The 19,256-nt window shown below is 71.3% G+C and carries 17 protein-coding genes and 1 tRNA gene; 12 read left to right on the top strand and 6 right to left on the bottom strand.

The features are described from left to right. Window positions 1-62 precede the first annotated feature (62 nt). Window positions 63-374, bottom strand: a complete 312-nt coding sequence (locus tag ACWGIG_RS23300) for a hypothetical protein (RefSeq protein ID WP_453323573.1) — start codon at window positions 372-374, stop codon at window positions 63-65. Between the two features lie 305 nt (window positions 375-679). Between ACWGIG_RS23300 and ACWGIG_RS23295 the strand changes: the two genes are divergently transcribed. Continuing rightward, a complete protein-coding gene (locus ACWGIG_RS23295; protein ID WP_453323572.1) occupies window positions 680-1,639 on the top strand; it encodes a bifunctional DNA primase/polymerase in 960 nt (319 codons plus the stop codon). Window positions 1,640-1,839: 200 nt separating this feature from the next. On the opposite strand, the gene ACWGIG_RS23290 is transcribed toward ACWGIG_RS23295, so the two are convergent. Continuing rightward, window positions 1,840-1,926: transfer RNA gene (locus tag ACWGIG_RS23290), tRNA-Ser, on the bottom strand. 43 nt (window positions 1,927-1,969) lie between these two features. After that, window positions 1,970-3,676: a S1C family serine protease gene (locus ACWGIG_RS23285; protein ID WP_453323571.1), complete on the bottom strand. Its 1,707-nt coding sequence runs from the start codon at window positions 3,674-3,676 to the stop codon at window positions 1,970-1,972. 267 nt (window positions 3,677-3,943) lie between these two features. On the opposite strand from ACWGIG_RS23285, the gene ACWGIG_RS23280 reads away from it, so the two are divergent. From ACWGIG_RS23280 to ACWGIG_RS23270, 3 genes are all read left to right on the top strand, one after another. Next, window positions 3,944-4,765 carry a glycerophosphodiester phosphodiesterase gene (locus ACWGIG_RS23280; protein WP_453323570.1) on the top strand — a complete coding sequence of 274 codons (822 nt, stop codon included), beginning with the start codon at window positions 3,944-3,946 and terminating at the stop codon, window positions 4,763-4,765. Window positions 4,766-4,836: 71 nt separating this feature from the next. Further along, the gene (locus tag ACWGIG_RS23275; protein WP_453323569.1) at window positions 4,837-5,442 is read left to right on the top strand and encodes an ATP-binding protein; all 606 of its coding nucleotides are present in this window, start codon (window positions 4,837-4,839) and stop codon (window positions 5,440-5,442) included. A gap of 201 nt (window positions 5,443-5,643) precedes the next feature. Beyond that, window positions 5,644-6,612, top strand: a complete 969-nt coding sequence (locus ACWGIG_RS23270) for a DUF5926 family protein (RefSeq protein ID WP_453323568.1) — start codon at window positions 5,644-5,646, stop codon at window positions 6,610-6,612. A 201-nt stretch (window positions 6,613-6,813) separates the two neighbouring features. Here the strand turns inward: ACWGIG_RS23270 and ACWGIG_RS23265 are convergent, their stop codons facing one another. Both ACWGIG_RS23265 and ACWGIG_RS23260 read right to left on the bottom strand, forming a co-directional pair. Then, complete coding sequence (locus ACWGIG_RS23265) at window positions 6,814-7,395, bottom strand: hypothetical protein (RefSeq protein WP_453323567.1); 582 nt, start codon at window positions 7,393-7,395, stop codon at window positions 6,814-6,816. Between the two features lie 195 nt (window positions 7,396-7,590). Continuing rightward, a complete protein-coding gene (locus ACWGIG_RS23260) occupies window positions 7,591-8,277 on the bottom strand; it encodes a bifunctional DNA primase/polymerase (protein ID WP_453323566.1) in 687 nt (228 codons plus the stop codon). A 451-nt stretch (window positions 8,278-8,728) separates the two neighbouring features. Between ACWGIG_RS23260 and ACWGIG_RS23255 the strand changes: the two genes are divergently transcribed. Then, on the top strand, window positions 8,729-10,204 hold the full coding sequence (locus tag ACWGIG_RS23255) for a PP2C family protein-serine/threonine phosphatase (protein ID WP_453323575.1): 1,476 nt from the start codon (window positions 8,729-8,731) through the stop codon (window positions 10,202-10,204). A 143-nt stretch (window positions 10,205-10,347) separates the two neighbouring features. Then, entirely contained in the window at window positions 10,348-11,841 is a 1,494-nt protein-coding gene (locus ACWGIG_RS23250; RefSeq protein WP_453323565.1) for an aminopeptidase P family protein, read from the top strand. Between the two features lie 67 nt (window positions 11,842-11,908). Here ACWGIG_RS23250 and ACWGIG_RS23245 read toward each other — a convergent pair whose 3' ends face one another. Next, window positions 11,909-12,364, bottom strand: a complete 456-nt coding sequence (locus ACWGIG_RS23245) for an ATP-binding protein (protein ID WP_453323564.1) — start codon at window positions 12,362-12,364, stop codon at window positions 11,909-11,911. A gap of 250 nt (window positions 12,365-12,614) precedes the next feature. On the opposite strand from ACWGIG_RS23245, the gene ACWGIG_RS23240 reads away from it, so the two are divergent. The 6 genes from ACWGIG_RS23240 (at window position 12,615) to efeB (ending at window position 19,103) form a co-directional block, all read left to right on the top strand. Next, window positions 12,615-13,484 carry a hypothetical protein gene (locus ACWGIG_RS23240; protein WP_453323563.1) on the top strand — a complete coding sequence of 290 codons (870 nt, stop codon included), beginning with the start codon at window positions 12,615-12,617 and terminating at the stop codon, window positions 13,482-13,484. Between the two features lie 144 nt (window positions 13,485-13,628). Next, the gene (locus tag ACWGIG_RS23235) at window positions 13,629-14,390 is read left to right on the top strand and encodes a YcnI family copper-binding membrane protein (protein WP_453323562.1); all 762 of its coding nucleotides are present in this window, start codon (window positions 13,629-13,631) and stop codon (window positions 14,388-14,390) included. Window positions 14,391-14,438: 48 nt separating this feature from the next. Then, window positions 14,439-15,107, top strand: a complete 669-nt coding sequence (locus tag ACWGIG_RS23230; protein WP_453323574.1) for an SCO family protein — start codon at window positions 14,439-14,441, stop codon at window positions 15,105-15,107. After that, window positions 15,104-15,637 (top strand): copper chaperone PCu(A)C, encoded by a 534-nt coding sequence (locus tag ACWGIG_RS23225; RefSeq protein WP_453323561.1) that lies wholly within the window; start codon window positions 15,104-15,106, stop codon window positions 15,635-15,637. The genes ACWGIG_RS23230 and ACWGIG_RS23225 overlap by 4 nt, the downstream gene beginning before the upstream one ends. 17 nt (window positions 15,638-15,654) lie before the next feature. Continuing rightward, complete coding sequence (locus ACWGIG_RS23220) at window positions 15,655-17,754, top strand: copper resistance protein CopC (RefSeq protein ID WP_453323560.1); 2,100 nt, start codon at window positions 15,655-15,657, stop codon at window positions 17,752-17,754. 5 nt (window positions 17,755-17,759) lie between these two features. Further along, on the top strand, window positions 17,760-19,103 hold the full coding sequence (efeB, locus tag ACWGIG_RS23215) for an iron uptake transporter deferrochelatase/peroxidase subunit (RefSeq protein WP_453323559.1): 1,344 nt from the start codon (window positions 17,760-17,762) through the stop codon (window positions 19,101-19,103). Window positions 19,104-19,256: the final 153 nt, after the last annotated feature.

Raw genomic sequence — 19,256 nt, 5'->3', positions numbered from 1 at the left:
AAGCACCGCCGCACAGGCATTCGTTCACCCCGCAGCACAGACCCCCATCAGGCCGCGCAGTACTACCAGAGCTCGGTGAAGTTCACCGCGACGTTCTCGTTGCCCTGCTGGATCCCGGTCCAGGCGGAGCCATTGACGCTGGCGGTGTTGTTCTGGTTCGAGGCGCCGGCACCGGTCGCCACCTGCTGCGTGGTGGTGGAGTTGCCGTTGTTCGTGCCGCCGACACCGGTGCCGGCCTGCGTGGCAACGGTCGCGTTCGATCCGTCGTCCGCGAAGGAGCCGTTGTCGGCAGCGGCCACACCCGTGAAGAGGGCGGCGGCGAGGGGCAGCGCGGCGACAGCGGCGATGACGCGGGCGTTACGGATGCTTGCCATGTCAATTCCTCCAGGAACTGTTAAGTACGGCTGATTCCGAGGAAGTTGGCCGACCGCCTCGGATGTGGTGACGACGTCGCTGCATCAGAATCACCCACAGAATCCCCGGCGAACCACCCACCACGCCCTTATTCGCTCGCAAGCGTGAGGATTTGTCGATAAACCCCCAAGCTCACCCCAAAACCCCCATGGAGCGGCCAAATGACCCATGGAGCCCAGTAGCCCCATGCGAGGAACCGTTCCGGCAGCTTTTCAGCCAACTTTCCCCGCTTCCCTTGTTCGAACATTCGTACGACTATGGAGGCATGGCCACTCCAGACCGGCTCACCGCCACCCTGGCCCTCGCACACGCCCTCTCCGCAGCGGAGCGGGGCCTCCCCGTCATCCCCCTGTCCCGGACCAAACTCCCGGCCCTGCGCTCCCCGCACCACGCCGAGCGCACGGCCACGGGCCCGCACGACCCCCCGCCCGCCCCTTCCTCCAGCCCTGCCCCGCCTGCCCTGCCCGCCCCGCCCGCCCCGCCTGCCCCGCCCTGCCGCGGCGAGTGCGGCCTCCCCGGCCACGGCGTCCACGACGCGTCGACCGACCCGGCCGTCGTCCGCGCCCTGTTCGCCGCCGCCCCCTGGGCCACCGGCTACGGCATCGCCTGCGGCCGACCCCCGCACCACCTGATCGGCATCGACCTGGACCCCAGGCCGGACACCGACCCCGACGCGGCCCTCCAACACCTCGCCCGTACACACCTGTTCACGGTCCCGGCGACGGTCACGGTCCTGACCCCCTCCGGCGGCCGTCACCTCTGGCTCACCGGCCCTGCGGACGTCACCGTCCCCAATTCCGCGAGCCGCCTCGCCCCCGGCATCGACGTCCGGGGCGCCGGCGGTTACCTGGTCGGCCCCGGTTCCCTCACCTCCCACGGCGTCTACCGCCTGGCCCCCGGCACCGCCCACCTCCCGGCCGCCCCCTGCCCGCCCGCGCTCCTCACCCTCCTGACCCCGCGCCCGCGCGGCCACCGCAGGCCCCCACCACCGCCGTTACCCGGGGCGGACCGGGGCCGCGGCCTCGTCGAATTCGTACGCGCCGCCCAGGAGGGCCAGCGCAACACCCGCCTCTTCTGGGCCGCCTGCCGTGCGTACGAGAACGGCATCGGCGAGCTCCTCACCGACGCCCTCATAGAGGCGGCCCTCCAGACCGGCCTCACCTCCCAGGAAGCCCGCTCCGCCATCGCCTCGGCGGCCCGCCTCACCACGGGCACGCGCGCGTAGCGGCCGTCAACCGGCCCACTGCCCGCACGCACGACACACGCAGCACGCAGGACTCACGCACGAAGGAAGCACGCACGACTCACGCACGAAGCACGCGCCGAGCACGCACGAAGCACACGATTCACGCACCAAGCACGCACGGAGCACGCATGCGAAAGGGGCGCCCGGAAAGATCCGGACGCCCCTTCGGCGTACTACCGCGGTGGGTGTGGGATTTGAACCCACGGTGACATCGCTGCCACGACGGTTTTCAAGACCGTTCCCTTAGGCCGCTCGGGCAACCCACCCTCGCACCACCGACCTGCGGTGACGCGAGGACAGCCTAGCCGGTCAGCCGTCGCCCTCGCGTGCCTGCAGGGTTACTTCTGTTGTGGACTGCTTGCCACCGCGCGTGTAGGTCAGCTTGACCTTGTCGCCGGGCTTGTGGGTCCAGATCTCGCTGATCAGGGTCGGGCCGCTGTCGATGACCCGGTCCCCCAACTTCGTGATGACGTCGCCGGGCTTGAGGCCGGCCGCCGCGGCCGGGCCGCCGGGGGACACCGCGGGGGTGTTGCCTGTGCCCTGGTCGGCGATCCTGGCGCCGTTGCCCTTCTCGGCCATCCCGACCGTCGCGCCGATCATCGGGTAGACCGGCTTGCCCGTCTTGATGAGCTGCTGGGCGACCGTCTTGGCCTGGTTGATCGGGATCGCGAAGCCGAGGCCGATGGAACCGGACTGGCCACCACCACCGCCGCCGCCGAACCCGCCGCTGGGGACGGACTGGATCGCCGAGTTGATGCCGATGACCGCGCCGCGCGAATCGAGCAGCGGGCCGCCGGAGTTGCCCGGGTTGATCGAGGCGTCGGTCTGCAGGGCGCTCATGTACGACGCCTTGCTGCCCTGGCCGTCGCCCGAGGCGACCGGGCGGTCCTTGGCGCTGACGATGCCGGTGGTGACGGTGTTGGAGAGACCGAAGGGGGCGCCGATGGCGATCGTCGAGTCGCCGACCACGACCTTGTCCGAGTCGCCGAGGGGGAGGGGGTTGAGGTCGCCCGCGTTCTTCAGCTTGATGACGGCGACGTCGTAGCCCTGCGCCCGGCCGACGACCTCCGCGGCGTACTTCTTGCCGTTGGAGAACGTGACGGACAGTTCGCCGCCCTCGGCCGCCGAGGCGACCACGTGGTTGTTGGTGAGGATGTGGCCCTGCTTGTCGTAGACGAAGCCGGTGCCGGTGCCGCCCTCGCCGCTGCCGCTCTGCGCGTCGATCGTCACGACGGAGGGAAGCGCCTTGCCCGCCACACCCGCGACACTGCCCGGGTCCCGCTTGAAGTCCTGCGGGTTGCCCGCGGCGGAGATGGTGGTGGAGCCGCCGGGGGAGTTGGCCTCGCGGTTCGCCGCCCAGTAGCCGACGCCACTGCCCACGCCGCCCGCGACCAGTGCGGCGACCAGGACGGCGGCGATCAGACCGCCGCGTCCCTTGCGCTTGGGGCTCGGGGCATCGGCGGCCGGGGGAGCACCCCAGGGGTCGCCGCCGCCACTGTCGCCGCCGCCACTGTTGCCGGGGGCGCCGTGACCGTATCCGTGGGCGCCGCCACTGTTGCCGTACGAGGGAAACGTCGGCGGAGGAGGCGGCCAGGCTGCGGCGGGGTACGGAGCGGGGGCGTGCGGTGCCGGGGTGTGCGGTGCGGGGGCGTGCGGCGCGGGGGTGTGCGGTGCCGGGGTGTGCGGTGCGGGGGCGTGCGGCGCCGGAGTCTGCGGCGCCGGGGCGTGCTGCGAGGGGGCGTGCTGCGCGACAGGCTGCGCCGCCTCAGGAGCAGGGCCCGGGGCAGGAGCTGGAGCAGGCGTGCCCGCAGGGGCCGGCGCAGAGGCAGGGGTCGCCGCAGGGGCAGGAGCCGCCTCGGACGCAGAAGCCGCCTCGGACGCAGGGGCCGACGGTGTCGTCGGGAGCTCCGCCGTGGCTTCCTGTGCACCCCGCTCCGCCACCGGAGCCGGAGCGGGAGGCGGCGGCGGTGCGGACGGGGCGGCCGGTACCGCAGGGCCCTCGTTCTCGGTGCTCACAGCTCTCTCCTCGGTTCCACGTCGTCCTGGGTCTGCATTGTCTGGATTGCCTGGGTCCGTTGTCCCGCTGTGCAAGTGTGTGCCGTCAGCTTTTCCCACGGCACGTCAGAGCACTGTAAGCGGGACCTGTGCATCCGCCCGCCATCCTTTATTCCGGACTAATGGGACGCATCCCGAGGCCTCCTCAAAGAGCCTCGAAGAGGCGGAAGCCCTCCGCCCCGCACTGCTTCGCGTACACCTGCCCCAGGTCGGTGACACCATGTCGCGGTGACCCACGCACGACAGCAAACCATCCAGGTAGTCGCCCACCGCGGAGCCTCCGAGGAGGAGCCCGAGCACACCCTGGCCGCGTACCGGAAGGCCATCGAGGACGGGGCGGACGCCCTGGAGTGCGATGTGCGCCTGACCGCCGACGGCCATCTCGTCTGTGTGCACGACCGCCGGGTGAACCGCACGTCGAACGGCCGCGGCGCCGTCTCCGCCCTCGAACTGGCCGATCTCGCCGCCCTCGACTTCGGCTCCTGGAAGGGGAGCGAGGAGAGCATCGAGCGCCCCGACCGGGACCCCGGCCGCGGCGACCTCACCTCCGTACTGACTCTGGAACGGCTCCTGGAGCTGGTCGCGGACGCCGGCCGTCCGCTCCAGTTGGCCATCGAGACCAAGCACCCCACCCGGTGGGCGGGCCAGGTCGAGGAGAAGCTCCTGGAGATGCTGAAGCGGTTCGGTCTCGACGGTGCACCCAAGGAACCCGACACGCCTGCGCCGGTACGGATCATGAGCTTCTCGGCGCGTTCGCTGCACCGGGTGAGCCTCGCCGCACCGGCCATCCCGACGGTCTACCTGATGCAGTTCGTGACCCCCCGGCTGCGCGACGGACGGCTCCCGGCAGGCGCCCGGATCGCGGGCCCCGGCATGCGGATCGTGCGCAACCACCCCGGCTACATCGCCCGGCTGCACCGCGCGGGCCACCGGGTGCACGTCTGGACGGTGAACGAGCCGGAGGACGTCGAACTGTGCGTACGCCTCGGAGTGGAAGCAATCATCACCAACCGCCCCAAACAGGTACTCGCCCAGCTCGGCCGCGACTAGCCCGCATTTCGTTGCAGGGGCCCGTTACGGGGAGTGCACCGGCGCATCCGTACCGTATTCGATCGTTACGAGTGCATCATTGGCCAACGCTTGGCCGGTTTCCGGTCCAGGCCATTGGGGAATTCACACCGTGGCGTGGGGCGAAGGAGGTCTCGGGGGTGGCGTTGATGGAGGCACAGGAGGTGCCCACGTCGTCGTGCATGGCCATTCCGCATGGCCCTGCCGGCGTGGGGGCGGCCAGACACCAGATGCGTGCGGAGTTGCACACACAAGGGGTGTCCGAATCGGTCGTTGATGATGCAGTTCTGATTCTTTCCGAACTACTCAGCAATGCCTGCCGGCACGGCAGGCCACTGGGCACGGCGACGGAGGTGGGCGACGGCGACGTCAGGGCCGCATGGGGTGTCGACCAGGCAGGTCGGCTGACGGTGGAAGTGACGGACGGCGGCGGTCCGACCCGCCCGGTCCCGGCCACTCCCTCGGTCACCGCACGGGGCGGTCGCGGGCTGAACATCATCAGCGCGCTCGCCCAGGACTGGGGCGTACGGGACGACAGGGCGTCCGGCGAGGTGACGGTCTGGGTGGTCCTCGAAGGGGGCCACCGGCACAGCGACTTCGCTACGCGCGTCGCTCCGCCGTCGCTCGACTTCGCCGTTCCCTTCGACGAACTGGGCTGACGCGGGGACACGGACGTACGGACACCGACACCCGGGCATACGGACACGGCGTCGCGGACGTACGGACGCGGACGCACTGACGTACGGACACAGAGGCGCCGGTGTACGTACGGAGGGGCTGTGTACGCGTCCGGAGAGGCGTGCTCCCCATTGCGGCTAGGCTCGCGCCGACACCGCACTGCCGCAAGGGGAGAAGCACGCATGGCCAAGAAGCGCCCGCAGACCAAGGCCGCCAAGCCGCAGACCACCAGCAATGAGCCCGTGCCGGTGGTCGGGGCGCGTGAGCCCTGCCCGTGCGGTTCCGGCCGCCGTTACAAGGCGTGCCACGGCCGCGCCGCGTCGCACGCCGTGACCGAGCTGGTCCAGCGCCCCTTCGACGGCCTGGCCGGCGAGTGCGACTGGGTCGCCCTGCGCGAGCTGGTCCCGGCCGCGACGGTCGAGCTGAAGCTCAAGGGCGGGCTGCCCGAGGGGGTCCCCTCCGTCACGCTCGCGACCGTCCTGCCGATGGCCTGGCCGGCGCTGCGCCGCGAGGACGGTTCCGTACTCCTCGGCCTGCAGAACGACACCCCGTCCGGCGACCTGAGCCGCGACCTCGCCGACACCCTCAAGAGGGCGCTGTCCGCCGAGCCCGGCAACCCGGTCGCCGCCGCCAAGGCGCCCTCCGACGGACCGCGTCTCCAGGACCTGCTCGACCCCGACGCCGCGTTCGCGCCGGACGTGCACACGGGCTTCGAGTTCTGGGTGCCGGACAGCGCCAACGCCTCCGCCGAGGTCACCGCCTCGCTGGAGCGCGCCAACGCCGCCGCCATCCCGACCGTACGGCTGACGGGCGTGGACGCCGCCTACTGGTGCGAGACGCCGGAGAAGAACCACCTGCGGTGGGCCATGCCGCACCCCGAGGAGAAGCTCCTCGACGCGCTGGCCCGGCTGCATGCCGCGGGCGACTCCTCGCTCGGCGACGACACCCGTCTCGTCGGCTCGTTCCGGGCGCACGGAATCATCGTCCCGGTCTGGGACCTGCCGAGCGCGATGACGGCCGAGGAGTGCGAGAAGCCGGCCGCCGAATTCGCCGAGCGGCTCGCCACCGCTCTCGCCTCCGACGCACCGCTGACGGCCGAGGAGCGCCGCTCTCGCGGCGGCCTCACCAACCGTCAGGTGACCCTCAGCTGAGTGCCGCCGTTGCACGTCGCACAACGGGACGGAGGGGACATGGTGACTCCGGTCACAACTCCCCGTACTGACGGGTAAATCCCTGTCTGAATACAGGAGATCGAATTTGCGAACAGCAGATCTCTTGTTACCGTTCTAGGAGCCCGGTCGCTGGTGCATCCCCCGTCGCCAGCGATCGGGCCTTTCACTTTCCCGCCCCTGTCAACGGGCAGCGGGAGCGGCCGAGTTGCTTCCGGACCGCAACAGCAGCGGGCCCTCGTCCGGGGCCGCGAATTCCGAAACCGCCGTGTACTTCCACGGCTCGGCCTTCCCCGTCCCGGCGCCCCCTCCGCCCTCCTGCTCGTGCGGCGTCTCGCACGACCCCGGCTCGTCGCCCGCACCCACCGCGCAGTGCATCCGTACGGTGCGCCCGGCAGGGCCCATGAGGGCGAGCACGGCGTCCAGTTCTCCCCCCGTCGCGTTCCGGTAGTACGTACGCGCCCAGGTGTCGCGCCCTTCCGCCAGTACACAGGTCTGCGCCTCGACACCCTCGGGAGAGGCCACCTCGGGGCCGCACTGTGCGTGCGTACGCCCCGGCAGCCCGGTCCGCAGCTCCGCCACGAGACCCGGAGTTTGTCCTGACAAAGCTTTCCCGCTCTGCCGTGCCTTCTGATCGTCCGTTACGGAGGCGGGCACACCCTCCGCCGGGTCGACTCCCTCCCCTTCCGAACCCGCAGGCCCTGCCGACGCCACTGCCAGCGGCAGCAGAACGGTGAACACCACGACGGCCGAAAGCCCGATCATGCGGATATTCAAGGGGAGCCCCCACCTGTCAACTGCCGGGAAATTCGTGACGGTGGGCCGAAGATATCGACGGATGGCGCGTGCCTTGTCGGCCGCGCGCCCAATTCCGCTGAACTCGCGCCGTCTCGCACCCTTACGAGTGAGGCACGTAGGTGTTCACTCGGCGCACGCAGGTGTTCGCTCACCGGCGGCGCGTCAGTACGCGAGCCTGCTTCCGCCGTCCGGAGCGCCGCTGCTCGCCGTCACCAGGGCGTCCAGCACCGTCTCCACGTCCGGCAGCCACGGCTGCCCGTCGCGGCCCGCGGCGGGCTCCCGCTCCCACCGCACCGGTCCCGCACCGGTCTGCGAGGCGGGCAGCACCAGATAGCCGCCACCCCCGTGAAACCTCAAGGAGGAGGGGACGCGGTCCTTCGCGTACAGCAGCTCGCCGAGCCGCTCCAGGGAGTACGGGGCCACCAGCAGCGACCACCGGGTGGGCGTCGCCACGACCGGGCCCAGCCGCACGCCCATCCGGTCCAGCGCCACCAGCGCCCGTGCGCCGGCGAGTGCCGGGAGGCTGAGCGCACAGGGGGCGTCGCCCCCGGTGGCCAGCACGACCGGCGCGTCCGGGCGCTTCTCCCACCACCAGCGCACCATGCGCGCGTCCGTGGTGGCCGCCAGCAGGCCGGGGTCGAAGGGGTGCGCGCCGGGCACCACGCACTCGGGATCGGGGCAGGCGCAGCCCTGGGCCGCACCGCCGCGGCCACCTTCCGGGGCTAGGCCCACGCCCGGGAGGACCGGCCACTGCCACACGGTGGCGCAGGTCAGCGCCGTACCGGGTGGGGCGGGCCGCTCACTTCGCCGGAACCGGGGCCTGCGTCGCCTTCCGGGGATCTCGCGCATGAGCGCTCGTTCCTTTCCGTTGAACGCCGAGGTCCACATCGCACCATGTGTGCATCACTTCACTGCGTGCTTGGACACTGAACAGACTGCGGTACGGCAACCCCTTGGGGGCCGAGCGCGGAGCTGGCGGGGGGTGGCGCGCACGAGGCGCTTACCCGTCCCGTGGGACGTCGCCAGAGCTTCCGGTGGTGCTTTCCCTGTGCTTCCCCGCCGCTCGGGGACCGTGCCGGGCCCACAGCGGATAGGACGCTCGCGCCCGCCGCCGGGTTCCGGGTCGACGGCAGCACGGCCGCAGTCCCCCGGTCATCACGGAGTCAGATACCCAGCACGGCTGATATGACGCGCTGTCGAGCGGCCTCAGTCGACCGCAAAAGTCTTGCGCCGAGTGCATTTTCGCGCCAAGTTGGCTTTCCTCAGTTTCCTCAGGGACACCGTGAATCCCGGGATGACAATGCTGGACATCGCCTTACATCTGCGTGTAGATGTGGATCCATTGATAGCGGCGCAGAATGACATGGGGGTTTGCGATGCTATTGAGCGAATCGCACCAGGCGGAAAGCCGGCTGACATGAGCGCCCCGAACGTCCCGAAAGTGGCTGGAATCGATCCTCTGGTTCCACCCCCCGCGCAGACTCCCGCGCCTGCGGGAGCAGTGATCCAGGACCGGCTGGCAGGCTGGGTCTCCGACCTGACGACCCTTCACGAACTCACCGAACGCCTGGTGGGCACCGGTGCACTCGACGAGGCGCTGCACGAGGTCGTGCGCGCGGGCGCCGCCCTCGTCGGGGCCCGCCGCGGCCTCGCGGCCCTGGAGCCGGCCGACGGCCTCGGCCCCACCAGCACCGTGGGCCTCGGCCTCGCACACGCCGATCTCGGCCACATCGAGACGGTGCCGCGCGGCGCGACCCTGTACGGACGCATCCTCGACGGGACCGCCGGGAGCGGCCAGGACACGGAGAGCGGGGGCTCCAGCCCCGACCTGCTCCACGAAGAAGGCCTGGACCCACTGCACCGCGAGGTCGCCGCCCGCCTCGGCTACGCCGCCAGCTACGCGCTCGCGCTGACCGGCCCCTCGGGCCGCCTGGGTGCGGTCGTGTGGTTCTACGACGAGCCCGCCGAACCCACCGAACGCCAACGCCACCTGGTCGGCCTCTACATCCGGTACGCCTCCGAGCACCTCTCCCGGCTCCTGGAGCTGGAGCGGGCACGCGCGCGCGTGGCGATGCTCGTCGAGGAGCTGCTGCCCGGCCGACTGCCCCGGGTGCCCGGCGTGCAGCTGGCCGTACGGCACCGCACGGGGCCGCTCGGCGGCGGCGACTGGTACGACGCGCTGGCACTGCCCGAGGGAGCGCTCGGCCTGGCCGTCGGCTCGGTCACCGGGTCGGGCCCCGGCGCGACCGCCGCCATGGGCCGGATGCGGGCGAGCCTGCGGGCGTACGCCGTGATGGAGGGCGAGGACCCGGTCGCCGTCCTGTCCGACCTGGAGCTCCTGATGCGGCTGACCGAGCCGGCGCGCTCGGCCACCGCCCTGCTGGCGTACTGCGAACCTGCCAAGCGGAAGATCGTGCTGGCCGGAGCCGGTCACAGCCCGCCGCTGATCGTCGGCGAGCGGCGCACCGAGTACGCGGAGACTTCGTTGTCGGCGCCGCTGGGCATGCTGTCCTGCTGGGAGGCGCCCAGCGTGGAGATCAGCCCGCACCCGGGCGAAACCGTGCTGCTCTACACCGACGGGCTGCTGCACCGTACCGGCGACCCGATGGACCGGGCCTTCGCCCGGCTGCACGCGGCGGCGGCCGGTGTGCCGAAGTCGATCCGCGACGACCCGGGCGCGATCGCCGACCACGTGCTGCGGACGGTGTTCCCGGAAGGGCTGGACGAGGCGGGCCCCGCGGAGGACATCGTGCTGCTCGCGGCGCGGTTCGACTGAGGCCCCACAGCGCCCCCGGCCTCGGCGGGAGACTGATTTCTCACAGTTATCCACAGGCTGGGGACCGCCTGTGCGCACGGACATACGATGGAGGGCCAGGAGGCGGGAAACCCCTGGCCCTGTGTCGTATGAGGAGACGTGTCGTGTCTGAGGAGCTCAAGCCGGAGAACCCGGAAATCGTGGACGGCGAGTCCGCAGAGGTCACTGCCACCGAGGAAGAGCCCATCAAGCAGCGTAAGAACGGGCTGTACCCGGGTGTGTCCGACGAGCTCGCCGAGAGCATGAAGTCCGGCTGGGCCGACACCGAGCTGCACGGCCTGGAGCCGATCGCGCAGGCGCAGCACACCGCCGCCCGCCGCGCCGCGCTCTCCGCGCGCTTCCCCGGCGAGCGCCTGGTGATCCCCGCGGGCAACCTCAAGACCCGTTCCAACGACACCGAGTACGCCTTCCGCGCCTCCACCGAGTACGCGTACCTGACCGGTGACCAGACCCAGGACGGCGTCCTGGTCCTGGAGCCCACCGAGACCGGGCACGACGCGACGATCTACCTGCTGCCCCGCTCCAACCGGGAGAACGGCGAGTTCTGGCTCGACGGCCAGGGCGAGCTGTGGGTCGGCCGCCGGCACTCCCTCACCGAGGCCGAGCAGCTCCTGGGCCTGCCCGCCAAGGACGTCCGCGAGCTGCCCGAGGCGCTGCGCGAGGCCACCGGCCGGGTGCGCAACGTCCGGGGGCACGACGCGGGCATCGAGGCCGCCCTCGCCGACAAGGTCACCGCCGAGACCGACGCCGAGCTGCGCGTCTACCTCTCCGAGGCACGCGTGGTGAAGGACGCGTTCGAGATCGGCGAGCTGCAGAAGGCCGTCGACTCCACCGTGCGCGGCTTCGAAGACGTCGTGAAGATCCTCGACAAGGCCGAGGCCACCTCCGAGCGCTACATCGAGGGCACGTTCTTCCTGCGCGCCCGCGTCGAGGGCAACGACATCGGCTACGGCTCGATCTGCGCCGCAGGCCCGCACGCCACCACCCTGCACTGGGTGCGCAACGACGGCGACGTCCGCTCCGGCGACCTGCTGCTGCTCGACGCCGGCGTGGAGACCCACACCCTCTACACCGCCGACGTCACGCGCACGCTGCCGATCAACGGCACCTTCTCGCCGCTCCAGAAGAAGATCTACGACGCGGTGTACGAGGCCCAGGAGGCCGGCATCGCGGCGGTCAAGCCCGGCGCCGCGTACCGCGACTTCCACGACGCATCGCAGCGCGTGCTCGCCGAGAAGCTCGTCGAGTGGGGCCTCGTCGAGGGCCCGGTCGAGAAGGTCCTGGAGCTGGGCCTGCAGCGCCGCTGGACCCTGCACGGCACCGGCCACATGCTCGGCCTGGACGTCCACGACTGCGCCGCCGCGCGCACCGAGGCGTACGTCAACGGCACGCTGGAGCCGGGCGTCTGCCTGACCGTCGAGCCCGGCCTGTACTTCCAGGCGGACGACCTGTCCGTGCCGGAGGAGTACCGGGGCATCGGCGTCCGCATCGAGGACGACATCCTGGTCACCGAGGACGGCAACCGGAACATGTCGGCCGCGCTGCCGCGCCGCTCCGACGAGGTCGAGGCATGGATGGCGGCGACCAAGGCCAAGTAGGGCCAAGTAGGCCTGTGCGCCCAGGGGTTTCGGCCCGTGGGTTCGGGGGCGCGTTGCCCGGGGTCCGTCAGGACGCCTGGAGCAGCGCGCCCTCGCGCCATTTCAGGATCTTGTCGAAGCTCACCACCGCGCCCCGGCCCGGCCGGTTCCGGAAGTGCACGTGGTCGGCGAGCTGCTCGATCAGACAGAGACCTCGGCCGCTCTCGCGGGTGTGCGCCACGGGCTGCGCGGCCGGGCCGCGACGCCGTACGGAAGGAAAGCCGGGGCCCGAGTCGGTGACCTCGATCCTGCACTTCTCGCCGTCCAGGTACGCCGTCACCCGGTACTCGGCGGAGCGCGGCCCCGACGTGTGGTCGCCGCCGTGCTCGACCGCGTTCGCACAGGCCTCGCTGAGCGCGACCGACAGGTCGTAGGAAACGTCCGGGTCGACACCCGCGCTCTCCATGGCGCCGAGCAGAAGGCGGCGGGCGAGCGGAACGCTCGAAGCTTCCCTTCGCAAGTGGAGTGACCACCAGATGCTCATGCTCCAGCCTCCTGGCTGCGACTCGACATACGACTACGTATTGCCGCAAGTGACGGCCCGTAAGCCAGTTCTGGGTGTGAGAGCGCTCATTCGGCGGATGTGCGCTCCCTGCGCGCCGGTGTATGCGGGACCGCGTTCAAGGCCGGCGACGGGCCGTGCCGACGGCCCGCCCCCGTGACGTAACGGACCATAGGGAGCTTCCGGACCTGCCGGGTCCGGTACGGGACCGCAGTGCGATGATGGCTCCGCCATGTCACAGCCGGTCGCCTCACGCGACGCACACAGCCGGGTCGCCACGCGACTCGCCAGGGCCGCGGTGTTCGCCGCGGTCTGCGTCGTGCTGTCCGCGACGGGACACGTGCTGGGCTCCACGGCGACCGTGCCGTGGTGGACGCTCGCCGTGGCCTTCGCCGCGGTGTTCGTGCTGGCCGCACCGCTGGCCGGACGGGCGCGTTCGCTGCCCTCGATCACCTTCGCGCTGACCGCGGGACAGCTCGGGCTGCACGTCCTGTTCGGGCTCGGCCAGAACCACGCGGCACCCGGAGCCGGCGGCGGCCAGGGCCCGCTGGGCCCGCTCGCCGCCAGCCTCATGTGCGGCGGTGCCACGGGGCTCGACGAGGCCGAGGCACGCGACATCGTGGCCGCTGCGGGGCTCGGCCCCGCGTCCGGCACGGCGGCCGGTGCGCACACGGCCCACGGCATGCCCGCGGCGTACAACGCCTACGGCAATGTCGGTACGGGTGGCGGACAGGACGGTGCCGGTACGGCGGCCGACTGTCTGCACTCACTGGTCCCCAGCCTCCCCATGCTGCTCGGTCACCTCCTGGCGGCACTCGCCACGGGCTGGCTGCTGCGGCACGGCGACCTCGCGCTGCGGCGGCTCGGCCGACTCTCCGCGTACGGCGCGGAGGAAGTCACGGCAGGGGCGCTCGTACGGTCCCTGCGCGCCGCGCTCACGCTCGTGCACGCCCTGCTGTCGGGGCTCCTGGGAGTCCCTTCGGGCGGGCCGCGCACAGTGCCTGCGGCCTTCCGCACCCCGGTGCGGCTGGAGGGGCGGGCGCTGCAGCACTCGGTGAGCAGGCGCGGGCCGCCCTCGTCGGCGTACGCCCTCATCGCCTGACGCGGCCCCCCTCGTACTCGTACGACAAGAGACTCGTATCGCAAGAGACTCGTACGGCAGGACAGGAGCGGGTCGCGGATCCGGTGCGCCTCGAAGAGGTGTGCCCTCCACCCGATTCGCTTCCGACTTGTGGGGTTCACAGCCATGACCGCAATCCGTCGTACCACCCGTCTGTCCCGTCTCGCCGCCGTCGGCGTCGCCTCCACGGCGTCCGTGCTGCTGCTCGCCGGGCCCGCCTTCGCGCACGTCAGCGTGCAGCCCGTCGGCCCGGCCGCCAAGGGCGGCTACGCCACCGTCAACATCAAGGTCCCCAACGAGCGCGACAACGCCTCGACCGTGAAGCTCGAAGTGACCTTCCCGGTCAAGGACCACCCGCTCACCTCCGTGATGCCGCAGCCCATCCCCGGCTGGACCGTCGAAGTCAAGAAGACGACGCTCGACAAGCCGCTGAAGGTGCACGGCAAGGAGATCAAGGAAGCCGTCGAGAAGATCACCTGGACCGGCGGCAAGGTCGGCCCCGGTGAGTTCCAGCAGTTCCCGCTCTCGCTCGGCCAGCTCCCCGAGGATGCCGACCAGCTCGTGCTGAAGGCCGTTCAGACGTACGACAACAAGGAAGTCGTCCGCTGGATCGAGGAGCCCAAGGAGGGGCAGCCGGAGCCGAAGTCCCCGGCGCCCGTCCTCAAGCTGACCGCGCCCGCGGGCGACGGGCACGGCGCCGCTCCGGCCGGCGGCGACAAGGCCGACGGCAAGGCGGCCTCGGCCGCCAAGGGCGACGACAGCGGCAAGAAGACCGCCGCGGCCGACAGCAGTGACACCACTGCCCGGGTGCTCGGCATCGTAGGCATCATCGTGGGTGTCGCGGGTGTGGCCTTCGGTGTTCTCGCCGGCCGCCGCCGCGCCGCCTGACCCACCCCTTCCTCAAGCTCCAGGACTTCCATGCGTTCCATGCGTTCCATGCGTAAGAAGAAGAATGTGCTGGTCGCGGCGGCCCTCGTCGCCGCGGCCACGCTCACCCTGTCCGCGTGCGGCGGCAGCGACGCCCCGGCCAAGGACGGCAACCAGCCGCTCTCCGAGGCTCCGCCGACCAAGACGAAGGCCGCGACGGTCCTCGACCGTCCGTACACCAAGCCGAACCTGGTCCTGAAGGACACGAACGGCAAGGAGTACGACCTGCGGGAGGCCACCAAGGGCAGGCCGACGCTCATCTACTTCGGCTACACCCACTGCCCCGACGTGTGCCCGCTGACGATGAGCAACATCGCGGTCGCCTACAAGAAGCTCCCCAAGGCCGACCAGGAGAAGCTCCGGGTCGTCTTCGTCACCACCGACCCGGAACGGGACACTCCGAAGGAACTCGGCAAGTGGCTCAAGGGCTCGGGCACCCCGGACTTCATCGGGCTGACCGGTGACTTCCCGACCATCCAGGCCGGGGCGCGACAGCTGGGCGTCAGCATCGAGCCGACCACGAAGGACAAGGACGGCAAGTTCGTTTCGATGCACACCAAGCAGGTCATCGCGTTCTCGCCGAAGACCGACGCCGGCTATCTGCTCTACACCGACCAGGCCACCCCCGACGACTACACCGCCGATCTCCCGAAGATCGTCAAGGGAGAAACCCCGTGAACCGCCGCACCACCCGCACCACCCGCACCACCCGCCTCACTGCCCTCGCCGCCATAGCCCTCGCGGGCTCGCTCGCGCTCACCGGCTGCAACGGCGACTCCGCCGACAAGACCGCCGGCGCGAAGACGACGGCTCCGGCGGCGGACAGCAAGCCGGGGCTCGAAGTCACCGGCGCCTTCATGCCGGAACCCGCCATGGCCGACATGGCGGGCGGCTTCCTCACCGTCAAGAACAGCGGCACGGTCGCGGACAGGCTGACGTCCGTCACCGCCGCCGGTTTCGCGGGCAAGGCGGAGATCCACGAGACGACGAAGGACGGAAAGATGCAGGAGGTGAAGTCCTTCGACGTGCCCGCGGGCGGCAAGCTCGACCTCAAGCGCGGCGGCAGCCACATCATGTTCCTCGACGTGAAGAAGAAGCCGAAGAAGGGCGACAAGGTCGCCGTCGAGCTGCACTTCGAGAAGGCCGGCACCGTCAAGGTCGACATGCCGGTGGAGGCCGCCACCCACAACCCGCAGCAGCACCACTGAGGGGCTGAGACCACACCATGACGGACACCGCCCCGCGCTTCGGGACCCCGCCGGCCTGCTCGGCCACCGGGGCTCCGGCGACCAGTACGGTCGACCGGAATCCGGCGACCACCGCAGCAGTACGTGTACTGCTCGTGGCCGTCGCCCTGTTCGGCGCGCTGCTCGCGGGCATCGGCCCTGCCGCCGCGCACGCCGCGCTCACCGACAGCAACCCGAAGGACGGGGCGGTGCTCGCCACCGCCCCCAAGAACGTCACCCTCAACTTCTCCGAGCAGATCTCGCTCGGCGAGGACGCCATCCGCGTCCTCGACCCGTCGGGCAAGCGCGCCGACACCGGCGAGGTCCTCGACCTGTGCAGCGGAGACGCCATCAAGTACGGCGTCGCGCTGCACAGCGGGCTGCCCGACGGCACCTACACCGTCGCCTGGCAGGCCGTCTCCGCCGACAGCCACCCCATCTCGGGCGCCCAGACCTTCTCCATCGGCGCCCCCTCGAAGAGCAGCGTCACCCTGCCGTCCCAGGAGGCCGGGGGCGGCGCGGTCGGCGTGCTCTACGGCATCGCCAGGTACGCCGCCTACGCCGGGTTCATCGTGCTCGTCGGCGGCGCGACCTTCGTACTGGCCTGCTGGCGGCGGGGTGCGGCCGAGCGGCCGATGCAGCGGCTGGTGGTGCGCGGCTGGCTGGTGCTGGCCGCGGCGACGCTGTCGATGCTGCTGCTGCGGGCCCCGTACACCGGCTCCGGTGAGCTGTCGGGGATCTTCGACCTGGCCGCGCTCAAGGCCGTGCTGACCACCAAGACCGGTGCGGCGCTGGTGTCGCGGCTGCTGCTGCTCGGCGCGGCGGCGCTGTTCGTGGCCGTCCTGTTCGGGGCGTACGCGAAGAAGACCGGCGCCGACGGCGCCGACGGCGCCAGCACCGGCGACAGCGACGACGGGGACGAGGACGGGGACGAGGACTTTTCGCGGAAGGACCTCACCTTCGGCCTCGCCCTCGGCGGCGGGGTCGTCGCGGCGGGCATCGCCGCCACCTGGGCCATGTCCGAGCACGCTTCGACGGGCATCCAGGCGGGCCTCGCCATGCCCGTGGACGTGCTCCACATGCTGGCGGTCGCCGCCTGGCTGGGCGGCCTGGCCGCACTGCTGGTCGCCCTCTACCGGTCGCCCGCCCTGGAACGCAGCGCGGTACGGAACTTCTCCCGCCTCGCCTTCGGATCGGTCGCCGTGCTCGTCGTGACCGGTGTCTACCAGTCCTGGCGGCAGCTCGGCTCCTGGAAGGCGCTCGTCGACACGACGTACGGACAGCTGCTGCTCGCGAAGATCGCGCTGGTCGCGGTCATGGTCGCGGGAGCCTGGTTCTCGCGCCGGTGGACCGGGCGGATGGCGGAGGGCGCGGCCCCGGAGGCCGAGGCGGAGGCCGTACTGGCAGCACGGGAGGGACGGAAGGCGGCAGAGGGACGCAAGGGCGTAGAGGGACGCAAGGGCGTAGAGGGGCGGAAGACACCACAGCGGGTGCAGCCCGAGCCGGGGACCGTGCCCGCCGACCCCCAGCGCGCCGCCCAGCTCGCCCGGCAGCAGGCCGCGATGAGTACCGTCCGCGCCAAGCGGGTCCGCGACGCCGACCCTGAGCGGTCGGGGCTGCGCCGCTCCGTACTCCTGGAGGCCGGGGTCGCGGTCGTGCTGCTCGCCGTCACCACGGTCCTGACCAGCACCGAACCGGGTCGTACGGAACTCAAGGAGGCGGGCCGCGGCAGTGCTGCCGCCCCCGCGGTGCCGAACCGTCCCGTCGACCTGAACATGCCCTTCGACACCGGCGGCGAGGGCGGCAAGGGAACCATCCGCCTCCAGGTCACCCCCGGCCGCACCGGCAGCAACGCCTTGCACGTCTGGGCGAACTCGCCGGACAACAAGCCGGTGGACGCCCCCGAGCTGAAGGTCGACTTCACCAACGAGGACAAGCAGATCGGCCCGCTGCCCGCGGTGCCCGACAAGCTCGCGCCCGGACACTGGAGTGCGAGCGGCGTGCAGATCCCGATGGCCGGAACGTGGAAGATCGAAGTGACGATCCGGACCTCCGACATCGACCAAGTGACCGTGAACCAGAACGTCAAGATCGGCTGACCGGCGTGACCGACACCCCTTCCTCTTCCTCTTCCAAGAACTCGCCCGAGAGCTCGCCCAAGAACTCCCCCGAGAGCTCGGCCGGGAACTCTTCCGAGGCGGCCTCCGGCATTTCGCGGCGTCGGCTGATCGGCACCGCGGGCGCGGCCGGAGCCGCCGGGCTCGTCCTGGGTGCGGCGGGCGGCGCGGGCGCCGCCTCCGCGCTCCGGGGGGACTCGGCCGACGACGGCCCGGGCGCGCTGACCTCCGTCGGTACGGCCGAGGAGATGTTTCACGGGAAACATCAGGCCGGAATCACCACTCCGCTTCAGGCCCGCGGCCATCTGATCGCCTTCGACCTTGCTCCCGGGTCGGGCCGCAAGGAGGCCATGGCACTGCTGCGCCGCTGGTCGGAGGTGGCGAAGCAGCTGATGGCGGGCAGGTCGCTGGCCGGCGCCGACACCGGGGTCGCGTTCGACGCCGGGCCGTCCTCCCTCACCGTCACCTTCGGCTTCGGCAGGACCTTCTTCGACCGTACGGGCCTGGCCGCGAGGCGCCCGGTGGAGCTTGACCCGCTGCCCGACTTCTCCTCCGACCACCTCGACGCGCGCCGCAGCAACGGCGATCTCTGGGTGCAGATCGGCTCCGACGACGCGCTGGTCGCCTTCCACGCGCTGCGCGCCGTGCAGCAGGAGGCGGGCGAGGCGGCCCGGGTGCGCTGGCAGATGAACGGTTTCAACCGCTCGCCCGGCGCGACCGCCGCCCCGATGACGACCCGCAATCTGATGGGCCAGGTGGACGGGACGGGCAATCCGAAGCCCTCCGATCCCGACTTCGACAAGCGCCTCTTCGTGCCGGAGAGCGGCGGCCCGGCCGGGCAGGAGTGGATGGCAGGCGGCTCGTACGCCGTCGTACGGCGCATCCGCATGCTCCTCGACGACTGGGAGAAGCTGCCGCGGGGCGATCAGGAGGCGGTCATCGGGCGGCGCAAGAAGGACGGCGCCCCACTGACCGGCGGCGACGAGTTCACCGAGCCCGATCTCCAGAAGGTGGGCCCGAACGGCAAGCTGATCATCGCCTCCGACGCGCACTCCCGGATCTCGGCGCCCGAGCAGAACGGGGGCGCGGCGATGCTGCGCCGCCCGTTCTCGTACCACGACGGCATCTCGGCGGACGGGGTGCCGGACGCGGGGCTGCTGTTCATCTGCTGGCAGGCGGACCCGCAGCGCGGGTTCGTGCCGGTGCAGCGGAAGCTCGACCGGGGGGACGCGCTGTCGAAGTTCCTCCGGCACGAGGCGAGCGGACTGTTCGCGGTGCCGGGCGGACCGCGCCAGGGCGAGTACGTGGGGCAGCGGTTGCTGGAGGGCTGAGTCTCGGGGGCGAAGCATCCCCCGGGCGAGGGCCGGTGGCTCCGAGGGCGGAGGCGTCCCCCCCCCATTACCGTTTTCGTTGGCTCCGCAACGGAGCTTCCGGCCTCCGGGACCGGCATGACTTCCCCCCCTTGTTGACCATGATCCGGGGGG

Source organism: Streptomyces sp. NPDC054863, from assembly GCF_053610825.1.
Note: the sequence above shows the minus strand (reverse complement) of the source record. Positions and strands in the feature narration are given on the sequence as shown.